23 protein-coding genes are annotated in these 22,886 nt (G+C 29.7%); 10 read left to right on the top strand and 13 right to left on the bottom strand.

Annotated elements, in window-relative coordinates:
• Entirely contained in the window at positions 1-972 is a 972-nt protein-coding gene (locus M9C80_01610) for a trypsin-like peptidase domain-containing protein (protein ID URQ69875.1), read from the top strand.
• Here M9C80_01610 and murA read toward each other — a convergent pair.
• The 3 genes from murA to M9C80_01595 are packed head-to-tail and all read right to left on the bottom strand — an operon-like array spanning position 965 to position 3,073.
• Positions 965-2,224, bottom strand: a complete 1,260-nt coding sequence (murA, locus tag M9C80_01605; protein ID URQ69874.1) for a UDP-N-acetylglucosamine 1-carboxyvinyltransferase — start codon at positions 2,222-2,224, stop codon at positions 965-967. The two genes, M9C80_01610 and murA, sit on opposite strands and share 8 nt — an antisense overlap.
• 1 nt (position 2,225) lies before the next feature.
• A complete protein-coding gene (locus tag M9C80_01600; GenBank protein URQ69873.1) occupies positions 2,226-2,444 on the bottom strand; it encodes a BolA/IbaG family iron-sulfur metabolism protein in 219 nt (72 codons plus the stop codon).
• A complete protein-coding gene (locus tag M9C80_01595) occupies positions 2,441-3,073 on the bottom strand; it encodes an ABC transporter substrate-binding protein (protein ID URQ69872.1) in 633 nt (210 codons plus the stop codon). Before M9C80_01595 ends, M9C80_01600 begins: the two co-directional genes overlap by 4 nt.
• Positions 3,074-3,118: 45 nt before the next feature.
• Here M9C80_01595 and M9C80_01590 point away from each other — a divergent pair, with 45 nt between their 5' ends.
• Genes M9C80_01590 through mgtE form a run of 5 tightly spaced genes read left to right on the top strand, consistent with a single transcriptional unit; the run spans position 3,119 to position 7,880 of the window.
• Positions 3,119-4,084, top strand: coding sequence for a KpsF/GutQ family sugar-phosphate isomerase (locus M9C80_01590; protein URQ69871.1), 966 nt, complete (start codon positions 3,119-3,121; stop codon positions 4,082-4,084).
• Between the two features lies 1 nt (position 4,085).
• Entirely contained in the window at positions 4,086-4,514 is a 429-nt protein-coding gene (locus M9C80_01585) for an LptA/OstA family protein (GenBank protein URQ69870.1), read from the top strand.
• Positions 4,514-5,227: an LPS export ABC transporter ATP-binding protein gene (gene lptB / locus M9C80_01580; GenBank protein ID URQ69869.1), complete on the top strand. Its 714-nt coding sequence runs from the start codon at positions 4,514-4,516 to the stop codon at positions 5,225-5,227. The genes M9C80_01585 and lptB overlap by 1 nt, the downstream gene beginning before the upstream one ends.
• 2 nt (positions 5,228-5,229) lie before the next feature.
• On the top strand, positions 5,230-6,510 hold the full coding sequence (gene rpoN / locus M9C80_01575) for an RNA polymerase factor sigma-54 (protein URQ69868.1): 1,281 nt from the start codon (positions 5,230-5,232) through the stop codon (positions 6,508-6,510).
• 29 nt (positions 6,511-6,539) lie between these two features.
• On the top strand, positions 6,540-7,880 hold the full coding sequence (gene mgtE, locus M9C80_01570) for a magnesium transporter (GenBank protein ID URQ69867.1): 1,341 nt from the start codon (positions 6,540-6,542) through the stop codon (positions 7,878-7,880).
• On the opposite strand, the gene M9C80_01565 is transcribed toward mgtE, so the two are convergent.
• The 4 genes from M9C80_01565 to M9C80_01550 all read right to left on the bottom strand — a co-directional run bounded on the left by M9C80_01565 (position 7,872) and on the right by M9C80_01550 (position 12,600).
• Complete coding sequence (locus tag M9C80_01565) at positions 7,872-10,172, bottom strand: AsmA-like C-terminal region-containing protein (protein URQ69866.1); 2,301 nt, start codon at positions 10,170-10,172, stop codon at positions 7,872-7,874. The two genes, mgtE and M9C80_01565, sit on opposite strands and share 9 nt — an antisense overlap.
• Positions 10,173-10,239: 67 nt before the next feature.
• On the bottom strand, positions 10,240-10,719 hold the full coding sequence (mreD, locus tag M9C80_01560; protein ID URQ69865.1) for a rod shape-determining protein MreD: 480 nt from the start codon (positions 10,717-10,719) through the stop codon (positions 10,240-10,242).
• Entirely contained in the window at positions 10,712-11,557 is an 846-nt protein-coding gene (locus tag M9C80_01555; GenBank protein URQ69864.1) for a rod shape-determining protein MreC, read from the bottom strand. The genes mreD and M9C80_01555 overlap by 8 nt, the downstream gene beginning before the upstream one ends.
• A gap of 5 nt (positions 11,558-11,562) precedes the next feature.
• Complete coding sequence (locus tag M9C80_01550; protein ID URQ70188.1) at positions 11,563-12,600, bottom strand: rod shape-determining protein; 1,038 nt, start codon at positions 12,598-12,600, stop codon at positions 11,563-11,565.
• A gap of 91 nt (positions 12,601-12,691) precedes the next feature.
• Between M9C80_01550 and gatC the strand changes: the two genes are divergently transcribed.
• The 3 genes from gatC to gatB are packed head-to-tail and all read left to right on the top strand — an operon-like array spanning position 12,692 to position 15,845.
• Positions 12,692-12,973 carry an Asp-tRNA(Asn)/Glu-tRNA(Gln) amidotransferase subunit GatC gene (gatC, locus tag M9C80_01545; GenBank protein ID URQ69863.1) on the top strand — a complete coding sequence of 94 codons (282 nt, stop codon included), beginning with the start codon at positions 12,692-12,694 and terminating at the stop codon, positions 12,971-12,973.
• Entirely contained in the window at positions 12,970-14,421 is a 1,452-nt protein-coding gene (gene gatA, locus M9C80_01540) for an Asp-tRNA(Asn)/Glu-tRNA(Gln) amidotransferase subunit GatA (GenBank protein ID URQ69862.1), read from the top strand. The genes gatC and gatA overlap by 4 nt, the downstream gene beginning before the upstream one ends.
• Positions 14,418-15,845 (top strand): Asp-tRNA(Asn)/Glu-tRNA(Gln) amidotransferase subunit GatB, encoded by a 1,428-nt coding sequence (gatB, locus tag M9C80_01535; protein ID URQ69861.1) that lies wholly within the window; start codon positions 14,418-14,420, stop codon positions 15,843-15,845. Before gatA ends, gatB begins: the two co-directional genes overlap by 4 nt.
• Here the strand turns inward: gatB and M9C80_01530 are convergent.
• Together M9C80_01530 and M9C80_01525 are read right to left on the bottom strand one after the other, a co-directional pair.
• On the bottom strand, positions 15,842-16,303 hold the full coding sequence (locus M9C80_01530) for a MaoC family dehydratase (GenBank protein ID URQ69860.1): 462 nt from the start codon (positions 16,301-16,303) through the stop codon (positions 15,842-15,844). The genes gatB and M9C80_01530 overlap by 4 nt on opposite strands.
• A 1-nt stretch (position 16,304) precedes the next feature.
• Positions 16,305-17,921: a long-chain fatty acid--CoA ligase gene (locus tag M9C80_01525; protein URQ69859.1), complete on the bottom strand. Its 1,617-nt coding sequence runs from the start codon at positions 17,919-17,921 to the stop codon at positions 16,305-16,307.
• Positions 17,922-17,995: 74 nt separating this feature from the next.
• Here M9C80_01525 and M9C80_01520 point away from each other — a divergent pair, with 74 nt between their 5' ends.
• Positions 17,996-18,661: a nitroreductase gene (locus M9C80_01520; protein ID URQ69858.1), complete on the top strand. Its 666-nt coding sequence runs from the start codon at positions 17,996-17,998 to the stop codon at positions 18,659-18,661.
• A gap of 21 nt (positions 18,662-18,682) precedes the next feature.
• Here M9C80_01520 and M9C80_01515 read toward each other — a convergent pair whose 3' ends face one another.
• The 4 genes from M9C80_01515 to hemA are packed head-to-tail and all read right to left on the bottom strand — an operon-like array spanning position 18,683 to position 22,885.
• Positions 18,683-19,726 (bottom strand): protein O-GlcNAcase, encoded by a 1,044-nt coding sequence (locus M9C80_01515; protein URQ69857.1) that lies wholly within the window; start codon positions 19,724-19,726, stop codon positions 18,683-18,685.
• Positions 19,727-19,749: 23 nt separating this feature from the next.
• A complete protein-coding gene (gene prmC, locus M9C80_01510) occupies positions 19,750-20,574 on the bottom strand; it encodes a peptide chain release factor N(5)-glutamine methyltransferase (GenBank protein ID URQ69856.1) in 825 nt (274 codons plus the stop codon).
• The gene (gene prfA, locus M9C80_01505) at positions 20,575-21,660 is read right to left on the bottom strand and encodes a peptide chain release factor 1 (GenBank protein ID URQ69855.1); all 1,086 of its coding nucleotides are present in this window, start codon (positions 21,658-21,660) and stop codon (positions 20,575-20,577) included. It abuts the gene before it with no gap.
• Position 21,661: 1 nt separating this feature from the next.
• The gene (gene hemA, locus M9C80_01500; GenBank protein ID URQ69854.1) at positions 21,662-22,885 is read right to left on the bottom strand and encodes a glutamyl-tRNA reductase; all 1,224 of its coding nucleotides are present in this window, start codon (positions 22,883-22,885) and stop codon (positions 21,662-21,664) included.
• Position 22,886 lies beyond the last annotated feature (1 nt).

The raw sequence follows: 22,886 nt of genomic DNA, 5'->3' as shown, positions 1-22,886 counted from the left end.
ATGAGAATTAATAAAAATTATTTTTTGATATTTGTGATTGTATTGGGTTTATCAATATTTTTATACAAATATAACAATAATAATAAACTTGTTATAGCAGCAAATAATTCTGTTCCTTCTGTCGTTTCGGTAATGGCATTTAGGCAGAATATTTATAGAGATAACGTAAATGGAATTGGATCAGGAGTTATCTTTTCTGAGGATGGATATATTGTTACAAATTTTCATGTGATTTCTGGTAGTCAAAATATACTAATAACTTTAAATAATGGTTCAGAATTTGAAGCAAAAATTATTGGTATTGATAAAAATTCAGATATTGCTATTCTGAAAATTAATTCAAAAGAAAGATTAAATCCAATAAATTTTGCAGATAGTGAAAACTTAAAAGTTGGAGATGAGGTTTTGGCAATTGGTAATCCCTATGGTATTGGTCTTTCTGTATCGAGTGGAATTATTAGTGCAACCGGAAGAGATTATGGAAATCCTTATTTAGAATTAATTCAAACTGATGCGGTAATTAATCCAGGTAACTCTGGAGGCGCATTAATCAATGTTAATGGTAATTTAATTGGCATAAACGCAAAAATTTTTTCAAAAACAGGGGCATATCAAGGCATAGGCTTTGCAATACCATCCAAAAAGGTTGTCCAAATAGCAACAGAGCTCATTAAATACGGAAAAGTAAGAAACGTTTGGATTGGAAGATTTCGTGTTTCAAGAACAAAAACTAATATTAATAGTACTATTATTGAAAGCCTAAAAATTGTTGAAATTCAGGAAAAAGGACCTTTATTTGAAAATAACGTGCGTGTTGGAGACATCATAATTAAAATTAACGATAAAAACGCGTCATGGGCTAACTTAACACAAACACTTAATTATTCTGTGCCTGGAGATACTATTGAGATGGATATTATTTCAAATAATAAAATAAAAAAATTAAATATTAAAAGTCAAGCTATCAACTAGGCAATCTTGTTATGTTTGCACCAAGATAATTTAACTTTTCCTCTATACGCTCATATCCCCTGTCAATATGATAAATTCTATCTACTATAGTATCTCCCTGAGCACATAAACCTGCCAAAACTAAACTGGCTGATGCTCTTAAGTCAGTAGCCATGACTTCAGCTCCAAAAAGATTTTCAACGCCAGTAATTGAAGCTTTATTTCCGTCAACAGAAATATTACATCCCATTCTATTTAATTCTTGAACATGCATAAATCTGTTCTCGAATACAGTTTCATTAATATATGACTTTCCGTTAGCTATAGCATTTATTACTGAAAACTGAGCTTGCATATCCGTTGGAAATTCTGGGAAAGGAGCTGTTGTAATATCAACAGGTTCAGGTTTGCTCTTTTTCATTGACAAAAATATTGAATTTTTGTCTGTAATTATTTCTGAGCCAGCGTCTCTTAATTTTTTTATTACAGCATAAAGTCTGTTTGGATCAATTCCCTCAATTTTTATTGATCCATTAGTTATTACAGCTGCTGTCAAATATGTTCCAGCTTCTATTCTGTCAGCTGGAATTGAAAATGAAGAATTATGTAATTTATCAACGCCTTCTATCGTAATTTCCTCAGAGCCTGCACCTGATATTTTTGCACCCATTGAATTGAGCATGTCAGCTAAATCAACAATTTCTGGTTCTCTTGCCACATTTGTTAATTTTGTTATACCCTCTGCAATTGATGCAGCCATCATTATATTTTCCGTACCGGTAACAGTAATACCTTTGAATTCTATATTTGTGCCTTGAAGTTTTTTTGCTGAAGCTTCAATATAACCATTTCTAAGAGTTATTGTGGCGCCTAATTTTTTTAGCGCATCTAGATGAAAATTAACAGGCCTAGAACCAATAGCACATCCTCCAGGAAGAGCTATTCTTGCTTTTCCATATTTTGCAACAAGCGGCCCTAAGACAAGAATAGAGGCTCTCATGGTTTTTACTAATTCATATCTAGCTTCTACATCTTTAAGATTATTAGAAAGTATTTCAAAATCCATATTTTCATTTAAAACTATGTTTGATCCCATGGATCCTAAAAGCTCAAACATTGTTGTTATGTCTTGCAAATAAGGTAAGTTTTTTAAAACAATACTTTCGTCGCACATAATTGTTGCTGCGATCATAGGTAAAGCAGCATTTTTAGCTCCAGAACAATTAATAGTTCCTTCTAAACTATTACCACCTTTAATTAATAATTTTTCCACTCTATTTAATTTTTGTATTTAAACTCAGAGCATGCAATGAACCAGATGCAAAATTTTTCCTTAGTAAGTTTAATACTAGTTTATGTTGATCAATTATTGAAAGATCTTTAAACAAGGAAGAGGTCACTGTTAAATTAAAATTACACGAATCACCCTCAAATTTAAGATCCGCATCTTTTATTTTTTTTAAAATTATTGATTTAATTTCTTCTTTATTCATGAGTTTTCTATATAAATTTCTTCGCCAGCATCTGATACCCAATCTTGAATTATTATATTTAAATCATTATTGCTTTTTTCTGCCAATGCCTGGAATTGATTCCTAAAAGTTAGTCCTAAATTCACTCCATTAATAATAATATTTACAATTTTCCATGAATCATTATCTTGCCTTAGCTTGTATACTATTGGATATAAACTTGAGCCAGTATCAAGAGTTTGCCTAACCTCAATAATTTTTTTGTTTGTATATATATCATCTGAAAAAACTGTAGTTATTGATTGATCTTCCCATTGAGCTAATGTCTCTGCATAAGTATCTAACAATGAATTCTTAAAAACGCCAACAAAATTTTCTCTTTGTTTTTTTGTTGCCATGAGATAATATTTTTTTCCCATTACACTCGCTGAAATTCTTCTAAAATCAATCATTGGTTCAAAAATTTCTTTAATCTTATCTTCGTATAAGTCTCTGTTAATCTCAAATAAATCTTTGTTCTGAATTAATACAGAAACCATTAATTGAGCATTTTTGTCAATAAAAATATATGGATCGGTTTCTGAAATGAGCTTATCTGAATTAGTTACAAGAATTAATACAAGGAAAAAATTTTTAACAATTGTGAACATTGCATTATTATAGCATTTGGTAATTAACAAAAATAAATATAGTCTATGAAAAAATATAATTATAAAGCATCTGCAATTAGAACATTTAAAATTGAATCTGATGCTATTTCTGATCTATCCAAGCAATTAGATTCTAATTTTAATCTGTTATGTAATTCAGTTATTTCTTGCAAAGGCAAATTAATAGTTATGGGAGTGGGTAAATCTGGGCATATTGGAAAAAAAATCTCAGCAACACTTTCAAGCACTGGTACTGGATCAATCTTTATTCATCCAACAGAGGCAGCTCATGGAGACATTGGGTTGATTGATAAAAAAGATATCGTGATGGTAATATCAAATTCTGGTGAAACAGAAGAATTAATAAATATAATTCCAACTCTAAAGAGATTTAGTTATAAAATTGTTGCGATAACTGGTAATAAATCTTCTTCAATAGCCAAAAGTTCAGATATAAACATTGTAATTAAAACAAAAAAAGAAGCTTGTCCGCTTGATCTTGCTCCCACCTCTTCAACTACAGCAAGCTTAGCATTTGGAGATGCTCTTGCAATAGCATTGCTTGAAGCAAGAGGTTTCACAAGAAAAGATTTTGCAAGCTCTCATCCTGCTGGCAAGCTTGGAAGAAAGTTAATTACACAAGTAGAAAATTTAATGCATAAGGGCAAGGAAATTCCATCAGTTTCACAAAACGCATTGCTATGTGATGCTTTAATTGAGGTTAGTAATAAAGGTCTTGGGATAACCCTTGTAAAAAATAAAACAAAAGTCGTTGGTATTTTCACTGATGGTGATTTGAGAAGATGCTTAAATGAAAAAATAGATATAAATAAGACTAAAATTAAAGATGTGATGACTAAAAGCTTTAAGACAATTAGATCAAATGCCTTAGCAGTTGATGCAGCTAAAATAATGGAAGAAAATAAAATCTTTACATTAGTGGTTATGAGTAAAGAAAAAAATGTAGGTGTAATTTCAATGCATGATTTGATAACAGCAAGAATTTTATAAGATGAAAAAAGCATTTATTATTTTTATCTCATTTATTTGTCAAACTTCATTTGCAGATACAAAAGTTGATGAGATAAGTATTAACTCTAATATAATTGAAATTAAGAAGGAATCTAATCAAATATTTTTTAAAAATAATGTGAAAATTGATTCGGGAGTAATTGAAATAAAAGCAGATGATGCAGTTTATGAAAATTTAAACAAAACAATACATGTTTATGGCAAGCCATCATCATTACAGTCTTCAGATAATATCAATAAATTTTCTGGTGAAGCAAGTGAGATGATTTTTTATAGCAATAGTAAGATTGAATTAATTGGAACAGCTTCTCTTAAATACGATAATATTGAAATTAATTCTGAAAATATAATATTTAATCCTGTAAGTGGTGAGATGTCATCATATCCTCAGAATAATAATGATCTGTAATGCTTAAAATAACTAACATATCAAAAAGTTTTAAAGATAAAAAAGTCATTGAAGATATATCTTTTAAAATTCAGTCAGGAACTATTTCAGGACTTCTTGGACCTAATGGTGCTGGAAAGACTACGGTTTTCTATATAATTGCAGGAATTATAAAGTCTGATAGTGGTGAAATATTTCTAAATGAGAAAAATATTTCTGCACTAGCGATGCATAAGAGAGCGTTTTTAGGATTAAAGTATCTTCCACAAGAACCCTCAATATTTCAAGATTTAACTGTTCTAGAAAATTTATTAGGTCTTGCTGAAATTTCATTTAAAGATAAAGATCTAGTATCTGATTTTATTGAAAAATCTATAAAAGAATTCAATTTAGAAGATATTATTAACAAAAAAGGAAGGGTTCTATCAGGTGGACAAAGAAGAAAGGTTGAAATAGCTAGAACTTTAGCAAGTGATCCTAAAATAATTTTATTGGATGAACCATTTGCAGGAATAGATCCTATAGCAGTTGATGATATAAAGAATACCTTGTTAAATCTCAAAAAAAAAGGAATTGCAATATTAATTACCGATCATAATGTTAGAGAGTCACTAGAAATTTGTGATAAAGCACTTGTAATTAATGCAGGAAAAAAAATTGCAGAAGGCACGAAAGACGAACTTATAAGTAATTCAGTAGTTAAAAAAGTTTATTTTGGTAATTTATATAAGTAGAAATGGCTATTTCTTTAATAAAAGAGTTTAAACAAAAACAGAAAATCTCTCTTACGCCAGCACTAAAAAAATCAATTGATTTACTTCAACTTTCTAGGTTTGAATTAATTCAAAAAATAGATAAAGAAATTGAAATAAATCCTTTTGTGGAAAATGAAGAATATGACGAAGATGATCTCGAAGAGCTTTCTGATCTTAATATTGATGATTTCGATTTTAGCTTGGAAGCCAAGGCTACTTTAAATGAAAACCTAATTGATCAAATTGATGACTTGAATTTGTCTAAAGAAAAGTATGAGATATGCCTTGCATTAATCAACTCTCTTGACGAATCAGGTCACTTGGCAGAGGACCTTTCGGAAATAGAGAACATCCTGAACTTTAACTATAGTTTTGCTGAACTTGAGAATGCATTAATAAATATAATACAAAAATTATCTCCCTCAGGTATAGGTTATAGAAATTTCAAGGAATGCATTCAAATACAAATTGAAAACAAGCAACTACCTTTTAATATAAAAGAAATCTCTAAATTAATATTAACCGAGAACATTAATGCTGATATGCAAGGAATTGAACAATATTTAATTAATAACGGATACAATAAAAATGACATTGAACGTGCTATTAAAGAAATAAAATCATGCGACTTAAGTCCTGGCTTAAATTTCGAAACAACAAATTACATACTTCCAGACTTAAAAATTTCAATAAAAGAAAATAATTTAAATGTTAATTTTATTGAAAATAAATTTCCTAAGATAAAAATAGATGATCAATTGATAGAAAAGGTAAAAAAAGAGTTAAAGAAAAAACCTAATAAAGATTTATTAGAAAAAATACAAGATGCTAAATGGCTTATATCCTCAATTAAAAAAAGAAATGATACTGTTTTAAAGGTAGGAAAGTTGATATGTGAGAAACAATTATCGCTTCTTGGTGACAATCCTCTTAAAATAAATCCTTTATCAAATAAGCAAATATCAGAAGAATTAAATCTTCATCCTTCAACAGTTTCTAGAATTCTTAGATCAAAGTATATAGATACTCCAAAGGGCATAATGCCATTAAAATCTTTTTTGGTGACTTCTGTATCAAAAACGAGAGAAGTTACTCCGATGCAATTAATGGAAGTTATAAAAAAAATTATTGATAGTGAAAAAAAACCAAGAAGTGATCAATCTATAACTATAGAATTAAATAAAAAAGGTTATGGTATTGCAAGGAGAACAATTGCAAAATACAGAGAGAAATTAAATATACCTTCTTCTAGAAACAGATAAAAATAATTTCTTTGTTGTAGAATTGATAAATGGAAGAAGTAAGTAACAAAAAAAATATAGATATTATCTTAGATGATTCTTCCAATCTTTCTATAAATCAAATCAAAAGATTATTAGACAAAATGTCTTCCTCTGAAATAGCCCATGCATTAGAGTCATCACCTCCCAAACAAAGAAAATTCTTATTTTCTTTATTAGAAACAAATGAGGAAGGCGATGTTCTTTTTGAACTAGGTGAGGAGATTCAACAAGATCTTATTTCTGAAATTTCTAATGATGAGTTATCTGAGGCAGTTAAAGAGCTAGAATTAGATGAAATTGTAGATATTCTTCAAAATCTGCCTGAAGAAAGAACTAAAAATATTCTCTCCAAAATGTCATTACGCGATAGAAAAAGAATCGAAGAAGGTCTTGAATATCCAGATGACACAGCTGGTGGTCTTTTAAATACAGATGTAATAAGTGTCAGACCGCATCATAGTTTAGAATTAGTTTTGCGATATTTACGAAATCAAGAAGAACTCCCAGAAAATACAGATAAAATATTTGTCGTTTCAAAAAATGATGTTTATGTTGGAGAACTATCTATCAGTAAAATAATTACTTCGGACCCTTCTCTAATCGTCAGAGAAATTATGGATACTGACATCCTGCCACTTGAAGCCACACAAAATGATAAAGAAGTTGCAACTTTTTTCGAGAGAAATGATTTAGTTTCCTCAGCGGTTATCGACGAAGAAAAAAAACTTTTGGGAAGAATAACAATTGACGATGTTGTTGATGTTATTCGAGAAGACGCAGATCAAAATTTTTTAGGGATGGCTGGAGTAGCAGAAGATACTTTTGCTCCTCCAGGTAGAGCTGCTAAGAGCAGAGTATTTTGGCTTAGTATGAATTTAATTACTGCTTTTATAGCATCTCTTACTATTAATATATTTCAAGATGTTCTTGATAAGGTAGTCTATCTTGCTATTCTAATGCCTATTGTAGCAAGCATGGGTGGTGTCGCAGCGACACAAACTCTTACAATTGTTTTAAGAGGTTTAACACTAGAACAAATTAATGCATCAAATTTAAATTGGCTATTTAAAAGAGAGCTTGCTGTTTCAATTTTAAATGGATTTGTGTTGTCTATTCTTGTTGGATTGGCAACTTTTATTTGGTTTGAAGAAATTATTCTTTCTTTTTTAATATCTACTGCTTTGATTATTAATCTTATAAGTTCTGTCATTGCTGGTATATTTGTACCTTTGATTTTAAGAAAATTAAATCAAGATCCTGCTATAGCTGGAAGCGTTGTTGTTACCACAATAACGGATGTAATAGGATTTTTATCTTTTCTTGGATTAGCAACAGTATTTCTAATTTAATCTTAATATATTAGGGTCATCTAAATCGCCTGTAATTTTAAAATTTATAGTAGAAATCTCAGTAATAGTTCCATCAAACATATTCTCTAGAACAAAGCTTCCAGCTAATGCTGGTATTCCACCAAAAATAGCAGCATACCAAGGTATATTCTCAGATAATTTAAATCTCATAGATAAATCAAAATTTAACTCTTGTATTGCTCCAGACGTATTTTTTGTAGCGAATCCTGTCCATAGCATCGATGAATCAGCTGTCTCTATGTCAATTGAATCTTTAATTAATGCTCTATTCTCGCTGAAAATTAAATTTCCCGCAGCTCTCTGAATCTTTAAACCTTTGCTATTAATTCTATTTTCGTTATCAACATTTTCTAAAAGAGAATTTAGATTTAAAATTCTTAATGTTCTTAGGAGAGTTGAGTTTGGAAGATTTCTATCCAGGGTTATATCTTTTACTAAAAATTTCATATTACCCTCAATATTTTTTAACTCATCGATATCTTGCCATTGAAGATTTAAATCAGCTTCTAAGAAACTAAAGTCATAATTAGTAAAGTCTAATATTTTTTTAAATTTTTCAGTTAGTTTATATATGCCTTTTATTTTGTATATATCTTTTTCATTGTTGTAACTCATATATGCTTTTTCATTAGAATTTTGAGATTTTATTTTTAAAAATTCACTATCAATATTTATATTGTCAATGGTAGTAATTTTTAAATTTTTTAAAAAATATAAATCTAAATTTTTAATGTCACCTATATTTGTTTTTATATTTTCAGCAGTGAATCTAGTATTTAAATTATTAAATTGATTTAAAGAAAGTTTGTTAATTCCTGAATTATAAAAATTAAAATTCGTATTTTTAACATCAGTTCTAATGAATCCAGACTTATCAAAATTTACTGATATGTTCAAACTGTTTGAACTCAATTTTATGCTTTTTATTGAATTTTTTGAAAATAAAACAGTTAAAAATTGATTATTATAATTATTGTCAAAGAAAGAGAACTCTTTGACTCTGGCCTTTAATAAATTGATTGCAAATGAAGACTGATCTTCAGAAGGTAAATCCAAGCTATTAATGTTAAATTTTTGTAAGTCCAAGTAAATATCAAAATTATTATTGTTAATTTTTTTTGCTTTATCTAAAAAATAGTCTCCATATATAAAATATCCTCCGCCTTTATCCTGGTCATAAAAAATGTCATACTTTTTGCTTTTCACTTTGTAGATATTTTTTGATAAATCATCTATAAATATTTTTGTTGTTTCATTTTGTCCGAGACCTTTTTGCAAATTTTGTATTTTTGATCTAATGATAGTTTTTTGAAGATCTGAATTAAGCTCAAGCGATACTTTTTTTTCACCTAAAATAATTTTAGTTTGGAAATTTTCTTCTCCAGTAACATAAAAATACTCATTTTCTGGTATTAGATTATCCATAATTACATTTAAATTAGTTCTTATAGTTAATGGCTTTTGAGCTTTAAAAATAATTTTACCTTTGATTTTCTGATCAGGTATTAAAGATGTGAAGCTGCCAAAGTAAGACCTATTCTTATCTGAAAAAATAACAGCATTGATATCTTGTATTTTGTATTCGTCAACAGTTTCAAAATTAGAATTATAAAATTCAAGTTTGTTTATTGTCTGTAAATTATTATTTTTAGTATTAAAAAAACCCTTAGCATAAAGCCTTAAATTTATATCGTTATTTTTTAAAGAACTCAAGTCAAAAAGTTTGGCCTCTTCTATATTTGTTGCGTTTAGAGTATGAAATGAAGAAAAGAATATTTTTTTTTCAATTGGATCATAGTAGCCTCTTAATTTTTTATAAGGCAGAGCATTTATCAAACCATTGAATAGTTCAAAAAATACTTTTTCACCTGACAAATAAAATTTATAACTTTCAGATGCTAAACTAAAATTGCCATCTGCTAAATATAATTTCCTTCCTTTAAATTTGTTTTTGTATTCTGCATTATTTGAAGATTGCTCTTGCGCGTAAAAACTTTTAATTTCAAGTATAGAAAAATGAATAAATTTTTTCTTAATAGATTCTATTAAATCAATGCCAATTTTTATATCTTCTATTAATAAAACTTCGTTGTTAAGACCGTCAACTAATTTAATATTTTTTGCAGTTAATACAGGCTTAAAAATATTCTTGGTAGATTTAAGATCTTCATAGTTTATTGAGTAATCTTTAACAAATTTTTCATCGATAAAGTTTACATAAAAATTCGGCTTAAATAATAAAATAAAAATAAAAATAAAAATTACAGACAATAGACTGATCAAAAAAAGAGAGATAAAGGTCTTAAATTTTCTTATCATTAAATTAATAATAATTTGTTTAGTTTTTTCTTATAAAAGTTCTTGGAATATAAAAATTTATCATTGTAATAATTATAAATAATAACGTATTCAAGATAGCGCTTATAAATAAAGTTAAGTAGGAAAAATTTCCTAAATTTACAAATAAATGGCTAAATCCAACATAGAATGCTGCGGACAAACCAAAAAAGATACATATTTGGAAGTAAGAAAATAATTTAAAAGTATTTGAGTAGTTATTAATAATGTAAGTCATTAAGCAAAAAAGACATCCATTAAGGCCAATAAAAGTATATGAAATGAGATCAACAATTATTCCAATTAAAAATGAAAATATTGGAGACACATTATGATTTTGCCTATAAACATAAAAACTAAAAAACAAAAAAGTTAAAGGTATTACAAGAAAGTATTTAATTAAAAATGTCCCAACAAATAAGTCAAAAAAGTTAACAATAAATATTAATAAAATAAACTTTAGAATTCCAAGGTTATTCATTTTGTCTAATTACCCCGAATATATTTTGATCTAATGGATCTGAAATTAATTTAATTCTTAATTTAAGTTGTTCTTCTGATTCAGTAATTATATCTTCAATAAATCCAACATAAATACCCTCGGGATATATACCTCCAAGTCCTGAAGTATAAATTTTTTGATTAATTGATAATTTCTGATTCCAATCTAAATTATTATATTTACATATGATTACTCCAGGATTTCCAGAACCTTGCGCGTTACAATAAAAATTGTTGTTTTCAATTTTTACTGGTAAAGAATGTGAAGTATCACTTAAGATTATTACTTCACTAACAAGGTTTTTATGGTTTATGGTTTGTCCAATTAAGCCAGAGGAATTAAAAACTGGACTTAACATTGGCGTGTCAATACTTTTGTCTAATGGTTTTATAAAAAGTCGATGCTTATCACAACAAAAATAAGCATTTGCATCGAAATTTACAAGTCTTGTTAAAATAAATAATTCATTGACATCATTTTTTTCTAAAAATTCTTTATGTAAATCTTCATAAATATAAAAATTACTATTATTAATTAAGAAAAAATTTGATAATTGACTTTGATTTAATAGATCTCTGAGTTCATTTTTTTCTCTTAACAACTTATCTTTTGATTTAGAAAAGTCATAGATATATAAAAATGGCTTTTTAACCGCGTCTTTAAAAAACGTACTAATTGAAATAGATGAAGTTTTGTAAAATACCTTTAATCCGTTAAAAGATTTGTTGTTGATATCTAAATACAAAAAAAATAAAGAAAGTAAAATAAAAAATAAAAACTGGAATTTATGTGACCTAGTTGGCGTTGATCTCGCCATAATGATTACTCAGAAGATAGAAGATCAATATTGTACTTGTCCATTATTTCTAATGCTTGACCGCCGCCCCTTGCAACACAAGTTAATGGATCCTCAGCTACAATAACAGGTATACCTGTTGATGAAGATATTAGGTTATCTAAATCTCGCATTAATGCCCCGCCACCAGTTAGAACAATACCTCTTTCAGCAATATCTGCTGCTAATTCTGGTGGTGATAATTCAAGGGCATTTCTGATTGCACGAACAATACCAAATAAAGGATCCTTCATTGCATCAAAAATTTGCTCACTATTAATGTTAAATGTTTCTGGTATGCCTTCTGCTAGATTTCTTCCTGTTATAGACATTTCTTTTTTTTCTGATTCTTGTGAGGCGCATCCAATAGTGTATTTAATTTTTTCAGCTGTTGATTCACCAATTACACAACCATAGTTTCTTCTGATCCATGACGTTATTGATTCATCCATTTTGTCACCGCCAATTTTTACAGATTCTGAATAAACTACACCATTTAAAGAGATAATTGCAATCTCAGATGTTCCCCCACCAATATCTACAACCATGTTTCCACTTGCCTCTTCAACTGGCAATCCTGCACCAATTGCTGCTGCCATGGGTTCCTCAATTAGCTTTACGTCTCTTGCTCCTGCTCCCAAGACTGATTCTCTTATTGCTCTTCTTTCAACTTGTGTGGATCTACATGGCACACATACAAGAACTCTAGGACTAGGTTTAATAAATCTTTGCTCATGAACTTTTGTAATAAAATGTTGTAACATTTTTTCAGTTACCTGAAAGTCTGCAATGACGCCTTCTGATAATGGTCTTATTGCTTTTATGTTACCTGGCGTCCTACCAAGCATTTTTTTTGCTTCTACCCCTACTGCAACTACTGTTTTTTGTCCTCTAGATTCTCGAATTGCTACCACAGATGGCTCATTCAACACTATTCCTACATCTTTAGTGTAAATTAGAGTGTTTGCCGTTCCCAAATCAATTGAAAGGTCATTTGAAAAGTAACCTCTAAGAGTCTTAAATATATTGAATTCCACCTTTTTACCCTATAAATTATATAAAAAATACACCAGTTGAGTTAATATTCTGCAACTGATCTATAATAATATCCTATATATGGACAAGAAAACAGTTGAAACAATATCTTACCTATCAAGACTAAAGATTGATGTTGAAAAAGAGGATAAAATCACAGAAGATCTTAAGAATATAATCAAATTTGTTGACCAATTAAATGACGTCAATACATCTAAAATTAATCCCCTTACTAATCCACTAGAAAAAACGGCAAAAACTAGAGAAGATCATGTTAGTGCTAAAAATCTCAAGAAAGAGTTATTAGAAGTTGCTCCATCTGCTAACGAAGACTACTTTTTAGTTCCAAGGGTTGTTGAATGACAATTAAATATAAAACAATTAAAGAAATTAAAAAAATGATCTCTTCAAAAGAGATATCAAATAGAGAAATCACACTTGAAGCATATAAACTAATTGAAGAAAATAAAAATTTAAATGCATTTATTACACTTAATAAAGAAGATGCTATAAAAAAAGCTGAAGATTATGATAATAATCCCTCAGATCTTCCTTTAGCTGGAATTCCTATTGCGCAAAAAGATCTCTTTTGTACAAAGGGTATACGAACAACGTGTGGTTCAAATATGCTTAGTAATTTTGTTCCACCTTATTCAGCTACTGTGATAGAAAATCTAGAAAATGCGGGGTGTATTTCCATTGGAAAAACTAATATGGATGAATTTGCTATGGGTTCATCAAATGAAACAAGTTTTTATGGAAATGTTCATAATCCATGGGGTAAGAATCTTGTTCCTGGAGGGAGTTCTGGAGGTTCTGCTTCCGCAATAGCAGCTGGAATTGTACCTGCGGCTTCTGGAACTGATACAGGCGGATCAATAAGGCAGCCAGCTTCCGTTTGCGGAATTACTGGTATAAAGCCTACATATGGAAGGATTTCCCGATGGGGGATGATTGCATTTGCATCAAGTCTTGATCAAGCAGGTCCAATGGCAAGAACTGCTGAAGATTGTGCATTCCTTCTTAATGAAATGTGTTCACATGATAGTAAAGATACAACTTCACTGGATGAAGAAATTCCAAATTTTGAAGAGAACTTAAGCAATCCATTAGATGGGAAAAAAATTGGAATAGTAAAAGATTTAGATTTATCTAGTCTAGATGATAATGTAATTCAAGTTTATGAAAATTCTTTAAAAGAATTTGTATCTTTAGGCGCTAAGCTAGTAGACATTTCACTTCCTAATCTTTCGCTTTCTGTTCCAACTTATTATGTTGTAGCACCAGCAGAGTGTTCATCTAATTTATCGAGATTTGACGGAGTTAAGTTTGGCAGAAGATCTGAGAATACAAAAGATCTTGAGGAGTTATATGTGAAAACGCGTTCCGAGGGATTTGGAGATGAAGTAAAAAGAAGAATTCTTATAGGGTCATATGTACTGTCTGCCGGATATTACGATGCTTATTATAAAAAAGCCCAACAAGTTCGAAGGTTAATTAAAAATGATTTTGATAATGCATTCTCTAACGTTGATGTAATTATGACTCCAACAACCAGGGGTGCTGCTTTTGAGATTGGATCTAAAGGTAGTGATCCAATTCAAATGTATCTTGAGGATCTTTTCACAATATCAGCCAATCTTGCAGGGCTACCAGCAATGTCTCTTCCTAATGGTAATATTGATAATAAACCAATTGGCCTACAAATTATTGGTAATTTTTTGGATGAGCCTTCAATTTTGAACTTTGCTCATATGTATCAAACTAAAACAGATTGGCATCTTTATACACCTGAAGGCATGAAAAAATGACCTGGGAAACAGTAATAGGTTTGGAAATTCATGCTCAGCTTTCAACCAAATCAAAGCTATTTTCAGGAGGTTCTACTAAATTTGGAGCTGAATCAAATACACATGTTGACCTAGTCGATATGGGTTTGCCAGGTGTTCTGCCAGTTGCAAATAAGGAAGCATTCTATAAGGCCATTAGATTTGGTCTTGCTACTGGAGCTAAAATTAATCAAATATCTTCTTTTGATAGAAAGAATTATTTTTATCCTGATTTGCCAAAGGGTTATCAGATTACTCAAATGACTAAGCCAATTATTGAAAAAGGATCTATCAAAATTTTAATCGATGATACAGAAAAAGTTATAAATATTACCAGAGCTCATTTAGAAGAAGATGCAGGAAAGTCAATACATGATCTTTTTGAGGGCGAAACTGGTATAGATTTAAATAGAGCAGGTACACCTCTTCTGGAAATTGTTTCAGAGCCTGAAATTTCAAATGCTAAAGAAGCTGTTGCTTATTTTAAAGCTGTAAGACAACTGGTAACTTTTTTAGATATATGTGATGGAAATATGGCACAAGGCTCTATGAGATGTGATGTAAATGTTTCTGTAAAAAGAATAGATGACGCCGAACTTGGTACAAGAGCAGAATTAAAGAATATAAACTCTTTTAAGTTTATCGAAAAAGCAATTAATTATGAAATCGATCGTCAAATTAGAGTTATTGAAAATGGTGATTCTGTTGTTCAAGAAACTAGATTGTATGATAGTGAAAAAAATGAAACTAGGTCTATGAGGTCTAAAGAAGAAGCAAATGATTATAGATACTTTCCTTGTCCTGATCTTCTGCCAGTAGTAATTTCAGACAAGGAGTTAAAAGAAATAAAAGATAATATTCCTGAGCTTCCAGAAGAAAAAGAACATAGATATATTTCTGAAATTGGGCTTGAGGAGTCCGAAGCAAAAATTATATCTTCGTCTAAAACAATGGCTAACATGTTTGAAGCAGCTTCAAGCAAAACAGATGACACTAAGTTGGTAGCTAAATGGCTAGTTGGTGATGTTAGTGCTTTGCTTAATAAAGATAATATTGAAATTGACGAATCAAATTTATCTCCAGAAAACTTTGGAAAGTTAATTGAGAGAATCACAGATAGTACTATTTCTGGAAAAATTGCTAAATCAGTTCTTGAGGAAATCTGGGATAATGGTTCTGATGTTGATGAGATAATCAAATCTAAGGGTCTTGTTCAAATTCAAGATGAATCATTGCTAGAGGAAATAGCTAAAAAGGTTATTGATTCAAATCCAGATCAGGTTGCTGCATACAAAGGTGGAAAAGATAAGCTATTTGGTTTCTTTGTAGGACAGGTTATGAAGGAAACTCAAGGAAAAGCTAATCCAAAAAGCGTAAATGATATTCTTAAAAATATTCTTAACTAAACAATAAACATACTTAAAGTTTCAGCAACGAATGCAGGTTTTTCAATACCCTTAATCTCCATAGTTACTTCTGTCTTGGCGAGGTATTGTCCCGGATTTTTTTCAGTTACATCAATACACTTCATTATAATTCTAACTTCTGAATTTACTGGAACTGGACTTAAAAATCTTACCTTGTCTAATCCATAATTTAATCCCATCTTTGTACCCTCAAGAATCATACCGATGCCTTGACTGAATGGGATTCCTGCAACTAATGATAACGATAAAAATCCGTGAGCTATGGTTGATCCAAAAACTGCTGTTGCTTTCTCAGAATCAACATGAATAAATTGATGATCCATTGTTGCGTCTGCAAATTTATCAATTCTCTCTTGATCAATAGTAATCCAATCTGAAATGCCTATTTCAGTTCCCTTAACAGAGTCTATTTCTGATGGTTTTATAACTTTCAACATGTTATTGCTCCATGTAATGATTATTATATTCTTCTCTCAACTCAAATTTTTGTAATTTACCTGTTGCGCCATGTGGAAGTTCTTTTAAAAAAATTATTTCATCTGGTAACCACCATTTAGCAACCTTGTCACTTAAAAAATTAATAATGCTATCTTTTTCAATTGGTTCGCCTGTATTAGTAACAACAAATAACATTGGTCTTTCATCCCACTTTGGATGAGGTAACCCAACTACACACGCTTCAGCAACCTCAGGATGACCAAAAGCAGCATTTTCTAGATCAATTGAACTAATCCATTCTCCTCCTGATTTAATAACATCTTTTGCTCTGTCTTTGATAGTCATATAGCCATCTTCATCTAAAACAGAAATATCACCAGTATCAAACCAGCCGTCTTTATCAACACAATCATTTTCAGCTTTAAAATATTTTTGAAGTATCCAAGGGCCTCTTACAAGTAAATGTCCTTGAGATTCACCATCGTGAGGTAGGTCATTTCCTGCATCATCTACGACTTTTAGTTCAACGCCATATATTGGTCTACCCTGTTTTAATTGGATAGCATATTTATCTTGTTTATTCATATTTTCCATAGCTGACGTTGGAAGATTCGTTACGCCTAATGGGCTCATTTCAGTCATACCCCAAGCGTGGATAGCATTTACATTATGGACTTCATCAAACTCCTGAAGCGTAGATAGAGACAATGCAGATCCACCAATAATTGTATTATTTACTGAGTCTAAAATTTTATTATTGTCCCTACAGTATGCTAAAAGACCCATCCATATAGTTGGAACACCAAAAGCTAAAGTAACTTTTTCTTTTTCAATAAGCTCATATAAGGGTTCTCCCTCCATTTGCATTCCTGGCATGACAAGCTTAGATCCATACATTGGACCAAAATATGGAATTCCCCAACCAAGAACATGAAATAAAGGTACTACCATAAGAATTGTTTCTTCAGGATCAATTCTCATTGCAGTCAATGCAGCTTGAGCATGTAAAATATTTGATTTATGTGAATATAGAACACCTTTTGGATTTCCAGTTGTTCCTGAGGTATAACATAGCGCGCATGCGGCATCATCTGCCAATGCAGGCCACTCATAGTTTTCATCTCCATCTTTTATATATTCTTCATATGAAATAGCATTTTTTAATTTGGTATCAGGCATTTCTGATGTATCACAAAGAATAATATATTTTTCGACACACTCTAGATTTTCTTGTAATCCTTCTAGTATCGGTATAAATGGTGTTTCACAAAAAATTACTTTATCTTCTGCATGGTTGATTATGTATACAGCTTGCTCAGGATGTAATCTAAAGTTTAAAGTATGATTTATTCCACCCATGCCTGATATGCCGTAGTACATTTCTAAATGCCTATAGGTGTTTAGTGCTAGTGTTGCTATGACATCACCCTCTTTATATCCATCTTTTTCTAACGCAGAAGCAAGCTTTCTTGATCTAGTACATACTTCAGAATAATTAGTTTTATGAATGTTTCCTGAAACCATTCTACTTACAACTTCAGTATTTGGATGAAACTGATTAGCATGCTCAATAATGCTAGCTATATTTGGTGTCCATTTTTGCATATCTGCTATCATTTGATTGTCCCCATTAATTGATTTTTATAAATTATATAAGAAGGAAAGGTAAATTGTGACAAAAAATTTTAATTATGAACATTAAAAAATTAATTGAATCTCGATTTTCAGTAAGGAATTTTCTGGAAAAAAAAGTAGATACGTCAATTATTATAAACATACTAGAAACTGCAAACAAAGCACCATCAGGTGGAAATATTCAGCCCTGGAATGTTTATGTACTAAATAAGAAATCAAAAAATAAATTAATATCTAAAGCTTTAAAAAATTATAATGATGGCATTCAAGAAAAAGTTGAATATGAAATATATCCAAAACCGTTAGAAGAAAAATACAGATTAAGAAGATCTCAATGTGCTTCTGATATGTATAAAGCATTGTCTATAGAAAGAAATGACATTAATAAAAGATTGGATCAAATTAAAGAAAATTTTAAATTTTTTGGAGCCCCTACAGCAATGATTATTACAATTGATAAGTCTTTCTCAAAAAATGGCTGGGGACATGTTGGAATGTTTCTTCAAAATCTGTGGTTGTTAGCAGTTAATGAGGGTCTTGGCATGTGTCTTCAGGAATCTTGGTCAATATATCCACAAACTGTGAGATCAGTTATTAAACATCCAAATAACGAGATTGTTTGGTGTGGTATAGCGTTAGGCTATCCCAACTCGGATCATCCAATAAATAATTATAAAACTAGTAGAGAGCCTATTGATTCGTTTGTAAAATTTGTTGACTAGTCAGATTATTTATTAATGCAACTACTCTTTAAATTCAATTTTAAATCTATCAAACATAAATTTAGCATTTGATCTGTTTTTCAATAAGCCTACTAAAATATGTAAATAAGGATACAATTCTGTCTTTAACTTTCCAGTCCAATTCCATAAGATTTTTTCTAGTGCTTGTATTTCTTCTTTGGTGCCACTTGCTTTTGCTTTAAATCTAAAAAAATCTTCAACAGAATTGAAATCTTCTGGCAAATCTGAATTATTGATAATTTCGTCAAACGTTTTGTCATTTCTATTTACCCTATTTGCAAATAGATTTAATATAATTTGATCAATTTGTGTAAACCCAGTTGGGTTAATTAGAATTCCTTCTAGTTTGTCTAAAGACATATCTTTTATTGAATAATAATCGTCAATAACTATCTTTGGCATGCAATAATCAATGGCATAAAAATTATCCCAAATAATTAATGGATGTTTTAAATGTTCGCGCCAGTCATTAATTTTATTATCAGAAAAGTCATCGGATATTACATTGTCGCCAGTCCAAAAGATTGTGGTCTTTGAATTAAGAGTCGATACTAGTTTCTTTATATATATACTTCCTTTTAAATTAGGTTTACATAGATCAGATGAATATTCAGAGGGTACACAATAAAATTTAACTTCCATAAACATTTTGATACATTCATTTATAATCTCTGCGTGTTTTTCGCCATCCTCTGTAGTTGATAAATCATCAAATAAAATTGCTACATTATTTACTCCCAAATCAACTAAAGATTGAATTTTATTCTTTAATTCTTCAAAAGAATTAGTAAAATCAATACCTGGTGATATGCCAAAAATAAGATTTATATTCTTATCTTTTAAATAAGAATGAAAATTTGAAAAAGAGCTAAGCCAATCTATAGAATAAGGTTCTTTCCAATCTAGTCTGTGAAACGGATCTTCTTTCGGACAATAAAAGTAAGTATTTAAATTATTAATTGAAAGTTGGTCAACAATAAACTTTCTTTCTTCCCAGGATAAAATCCTGCCATAGTAACCTTCGATATATCCTTTAAATTTCATTATTGAACCGTGTAGTATTAATCTTATTTTTTTCCAAAAGTTACTCTAAAATTCGAATTATTGTCTTTGATAGTTTTTATATCATGCAATCCATTTTCCTTTAGTATTAATTTAACATCTTTAGATTGATTATATCCATGCTCAAATATTAAAATTCCATCTTTTTTTAATTTGCCATATGCCTGCTTAGTGATTAATCTAAAATTTCTAAGTCCTTTTTCCTCTGCAATAAGTGCAATTTTTGGTTCATGTATAAGTTTTTTTAGATGAACATCATTCTTATCAATATAAGGAGGATTACTTACTATTAAATCAAAAATGTTTTCTTGATAACAAGATAACCAATTACTATTTATCAAATAATAGTTCTTAACTTCATGCATGATTTTATTTGCTTTTGATATTTCACATGACTGGAAAGATATGTCATTTGCATATACTAAAATTTTCGGATTATCTAATGCAAGTGATATTCCTATACAGCCAGATCCTGATCCAGCATCTAGAATTTTTGCATTTTTCTTAAGGTATAAATTATTTATATAATCTACTAATAATTTTGTTTCTGGTCTTGGAATTAAGACTTGGTTATCAACAATAAACTTTCTTCCATTAAAAAATGATGATTCTAAAATATAATCAATTGGTATACCTTTTTTTTTATCATCAATAAATTTATGTATAAGATCAATTTGATAATTAGAGATTTCAAAATTTTTAGATAAGATGTCTAAATCTGCGATTTTTAATTTCTCTTTTAAAAAGAAAATAAATTCTTTATTGATATCTGTATTTCGAGCAAATGAATCTTTGATTCTCTCTATGTAGTGGCTTAATTTTTTATCCAATTATTCTGATTCTATCTCCGATAACATTGCAAGCTGATTTTCAGATAGTAAAGCGTCACAAATGCTTTTAATATCACCATCCATTATTTGATCAAGGTTATGTTGAGTAAGTTTAATCCTGTGATCTGTCATTCTTCCCTGAGGAAAATTATAAGTTCTTATTTTTTCACTTCTATCGCCAGTTCCAACTAATATTTTTCTTTCGCTTGCAATTGTTTGTTGTTGATTTTCTATTTCCGCTTGTTTTAGTTTAGCAGCAAGCAATGATAATGCTTTTTCTTTATTTTTATGTTGAGATCTTCCGTCTTGGCATTCAACAACTAAACCAGATGGAATATGTGTAAGCCTTACTGCTGAATCTGTTTTATTCACATGCTGTCCTCCAGCTCCTGAGGCTCTAAAAGTATCAACTCTCAAATCACTTTTATCTATAATTACATCCTGAATCTCACCAACTTCAGGTAATATTGCAACAGTACAAGTTGAAGTATGTATTCTTCCTTGTGACTCTGTCTCTGGAACCCTTTGCACTCTATGTACTCCAGATTCAAATTTTAGAACCTTGAAAACACTTTTTCCAATTAATTTTGCAACAACCTCCTTTAATCCACCTTGTTCAGCATGTTTTATATCAATAATCTCCATTATCCAATTTTCTCTTTCAGCCAACCTCGAATACATTCTAAAAAGATCGCCTGCAAAAATATTTGCTTCATCGCCCCCTGCTCCGCCTCGAATTTCTATGAAGGCAGAACCATCATCTGCACTATCTTTTGGTAACAGCATAAATTTAAGTTCTTGTTCTAAATTAGATGGTTTGTCAGAAATTTCTTTAAGTTCTTCTTCAGCTAAAGCTACAAGATCTTGATCTGAGGAATTAATCATTTCTTTAGCCTCGTTAATGGATTGATTTAATTCTTTATATTCAACAAATTTTTCAACTATGGGCTTAATATCAGAGAACTCTCTATTAAGATTTGTATATTTTTCAATATCTTTAACAGTATCAGAGTCAATTAATAATTCTTGAATTTCATTAATTCTTTGTTCAAGTTTTTCAAGTTTTAGTTGCATTGAATCATGCATTTTAACTCTGCCTTTTTATCATTGATTTAATAATGTGAGACTCAAGTTCATTTAATACTGATAGATCAATTAGAAACTTCTTATTCTTTTTTTCATCTAAGATATTCAATAGATATTTTTTAGTATTCTTTGTATTCATTAATTCATCTTTATCTTCATTTGAAAGTGAATTAATGAAAATATGTAATTGATTTTGTAAATTATCTTTTATGAATTTATCATTAATTTCATTAATTGCATCTTGTGAATCAATTACAATCATGTTGATGGCCTTTTCAGCTTCAATGGTTCTTTGACCATAATTTTCTTGAGTAATTTTTTCTATATCATCTATTGTAAATAGGTAACAATGTTCAAGAAACTTTACTTCCTCTTCTACATTTCTAGGTACTGCTAAATCAATTATTAATAAAGGTTTATTTTTTCTAGTTTTAAGACAACTTTCGATTGCACCTTTTCCAATAAACGGAACTTCTGATGACGCTGAAGAGATTACAATATCAGCTTTTTCAAGTTCATAATGTAAGTTGTCAAGTGATGATGAAATTATTTCATAATCATCAGTAACTTTAATATTTCTAATGCTTCTATTAATGGCTCTTATATTACTTACATCATTATTATATAAATTTTCTACAATAGAATGAGCCAGTGAACCTGCTCCAATAATTAAGATATTTTGTGATTGAGGTTTTTCAAAGATTTTTTTGACTAGTTTTAAAGATAATCCACTGACAGATAGAGAATTCAATCCAATGCCTGTATTAGTTCTTACTCTTTTAACAATCTCAAAGGCTTTATTGCAAAAATAATTTAAATTAGGTTTAAGTATCATTAAATCTTTCGCAACTTTAATAGCTTTTTTGAATTGTCCAAATATCTCTTGTTCGCCTAAAACTTGAGAATCTATACCAGAAGCGACTTTGCACATATGTATAAAGGCATCTTCTTTGTCTAAGAAATAATAACTATCTTGTTGAATATTTTTAATATTTAATTCTTTAATGGTTAAATCGAGAGCTTCTCTTGCAATGTTAGCTTTTCCTAATAAATATATTTCAGTTCTGTTGCATGTAGAAATACCAAAAAAAGAATTAATATCATCCCCAAAATTTTTTTTAAAACAATCATCTAAAATAATTTGACTGGACTCGTTTATAATAAAATTTTCTCTTTCGAAAACATTAGAAGTTTTATGATTTATGCCAAATAATTGCAATTCCATT

Source organism: SAR86 cluster bacterium (assembly GCA_023703615.1).
Classification (GTDB): domain Bacteria; phylum Pseudomonadota; class Gammaproteobacteria; order Magnimaribacterales; family D2472; genus MED-G85.
The sequence above is the reverse complement of the archived record's forward strand: the minus strand, read 5'-3'. Positions and strand labels throughout refer to the sequence as shown.

Bases quoted from the DNA above. Each gene is read 5' to 3' on its own strand.
- lptB (URQ69869.1), top strand. From the start codon at position 4,514: ATGCTTAAAATAACTAACATATCAAAAAGTTTTAAAGATAAAAAAGTC.
- gatA (URQ69862.1), top strand. From the start codon at position 12,970: ATGACAATTAAATATAAAACAATTAAAGAAATTAAAAAAATGATCTCT.
- rpoN (URQ69868.1), top strand. From the start codon at position 5,230: ATGGCTATTTCTTTAATAAAAGAGTTTAAACAAAAACAGAAAATCTCT.
- M9C80_01590 (URQ69871.1), top strand. From the start codon at position 3,119: ATGAAAAAATATAATTATAAAGCATCTGCAATTAGAACATTTAAAATT.
- mreD (URQ69865.1), bottom strand. From the start codon at position 10,719: ATGAATAACCTTGGAATTCTAAAGTTTATTTTATTAATATTTATTGTT.
- M9C80_01610 (URQ69875.1), top strand. From the start codon at position 1: ATGAGAATTAATAAAAATTATTTTTTGATATTTGTGATTGTATTGGGT.
- M9C80_01515 (URQ69857.1), bottom strand. From the start codon at position 19,726: ATGAAATTTAAAGGATATATCGAAGGTTACTATGGCAGGATTTTATCC.
- gatB (URQ69861.1), top strand. From the start codon at position 14,418: ATGACCTGGGAAACAGTAATAGGTTTGGAAATTCATGCTCAGCTTTCA.
- M9C80_01555 (URQ69864.1), bottom strand. From the start codon at position 11,557: ATGGCGAGATCAACGCCAACTAGGTCACATAAATTCCAGTTTTTATTT.
- M9C80_01595 (URQ69872.1), bottom strand. From the start codon at position 3,073: ATGTTCACAATTGTTAAAAATTTTTTCCTTGTATTAATTCTTGTAACT.
- prfA (URQ69855.1), bottom strand. From the start codon at position 21,660: ATGCATGATTCAATGCAACTAAAACTTGAAAAACTTGAACAAAGAATT.
- M9C80_01600 (URQ69873.1), bottom strand. From the start codon at position 2,444: ATGAATAAAGAAGAAATTAAATCAATAATTTTAAAAAAAATAAAAGAT.
- M9C80_01585 (URQ69870.1), top strand. From the start codon at position 4,086: ATGAAAAAAGCATTTATTATTTTTATCTCATTTATTTGTCAAACTTCA.
- mgtE (URQ69867.1), top strand. From the start codon at position 6,540: ATGGAAGAAGTAAGTAACAAAAAAAATATAGATATTATCTTAGATGAT.
- M9C80_01520 (URQ69858.1), top strand. From the start codon at position 17,996: ATGAACATTAAAAAATTAATTGAATCTCGATTTTCAGTAAGGAATTTT.
- hemA (URQ69854.1), bottom strand. From the start codon at position 22,885: ATGGAATTGCAATTATTTGGCATAAATCATAAAACTTCTAATGTTTTC.
- gatC (URQ69863.1), top strand. From the start codon at position 12,692: ATGGACAAGAAAACAGTTGAAACAATATCTTACCTATCAAGACTAAAG.
- M9C80_01530 (URQ69860.1), bottom strand. From the start codon at position 16,303: ATGTTGAAAGTTATAAAACCATCAGAAATAGACTCTGTTAAGGGAACT.
- M9C80_01525 (URQ69859.1), bottom strand. From the start codon at position 17,921: ATGATAGCAGATATGCAAAAATGGACACCAAATATAGCTAGCATTATT.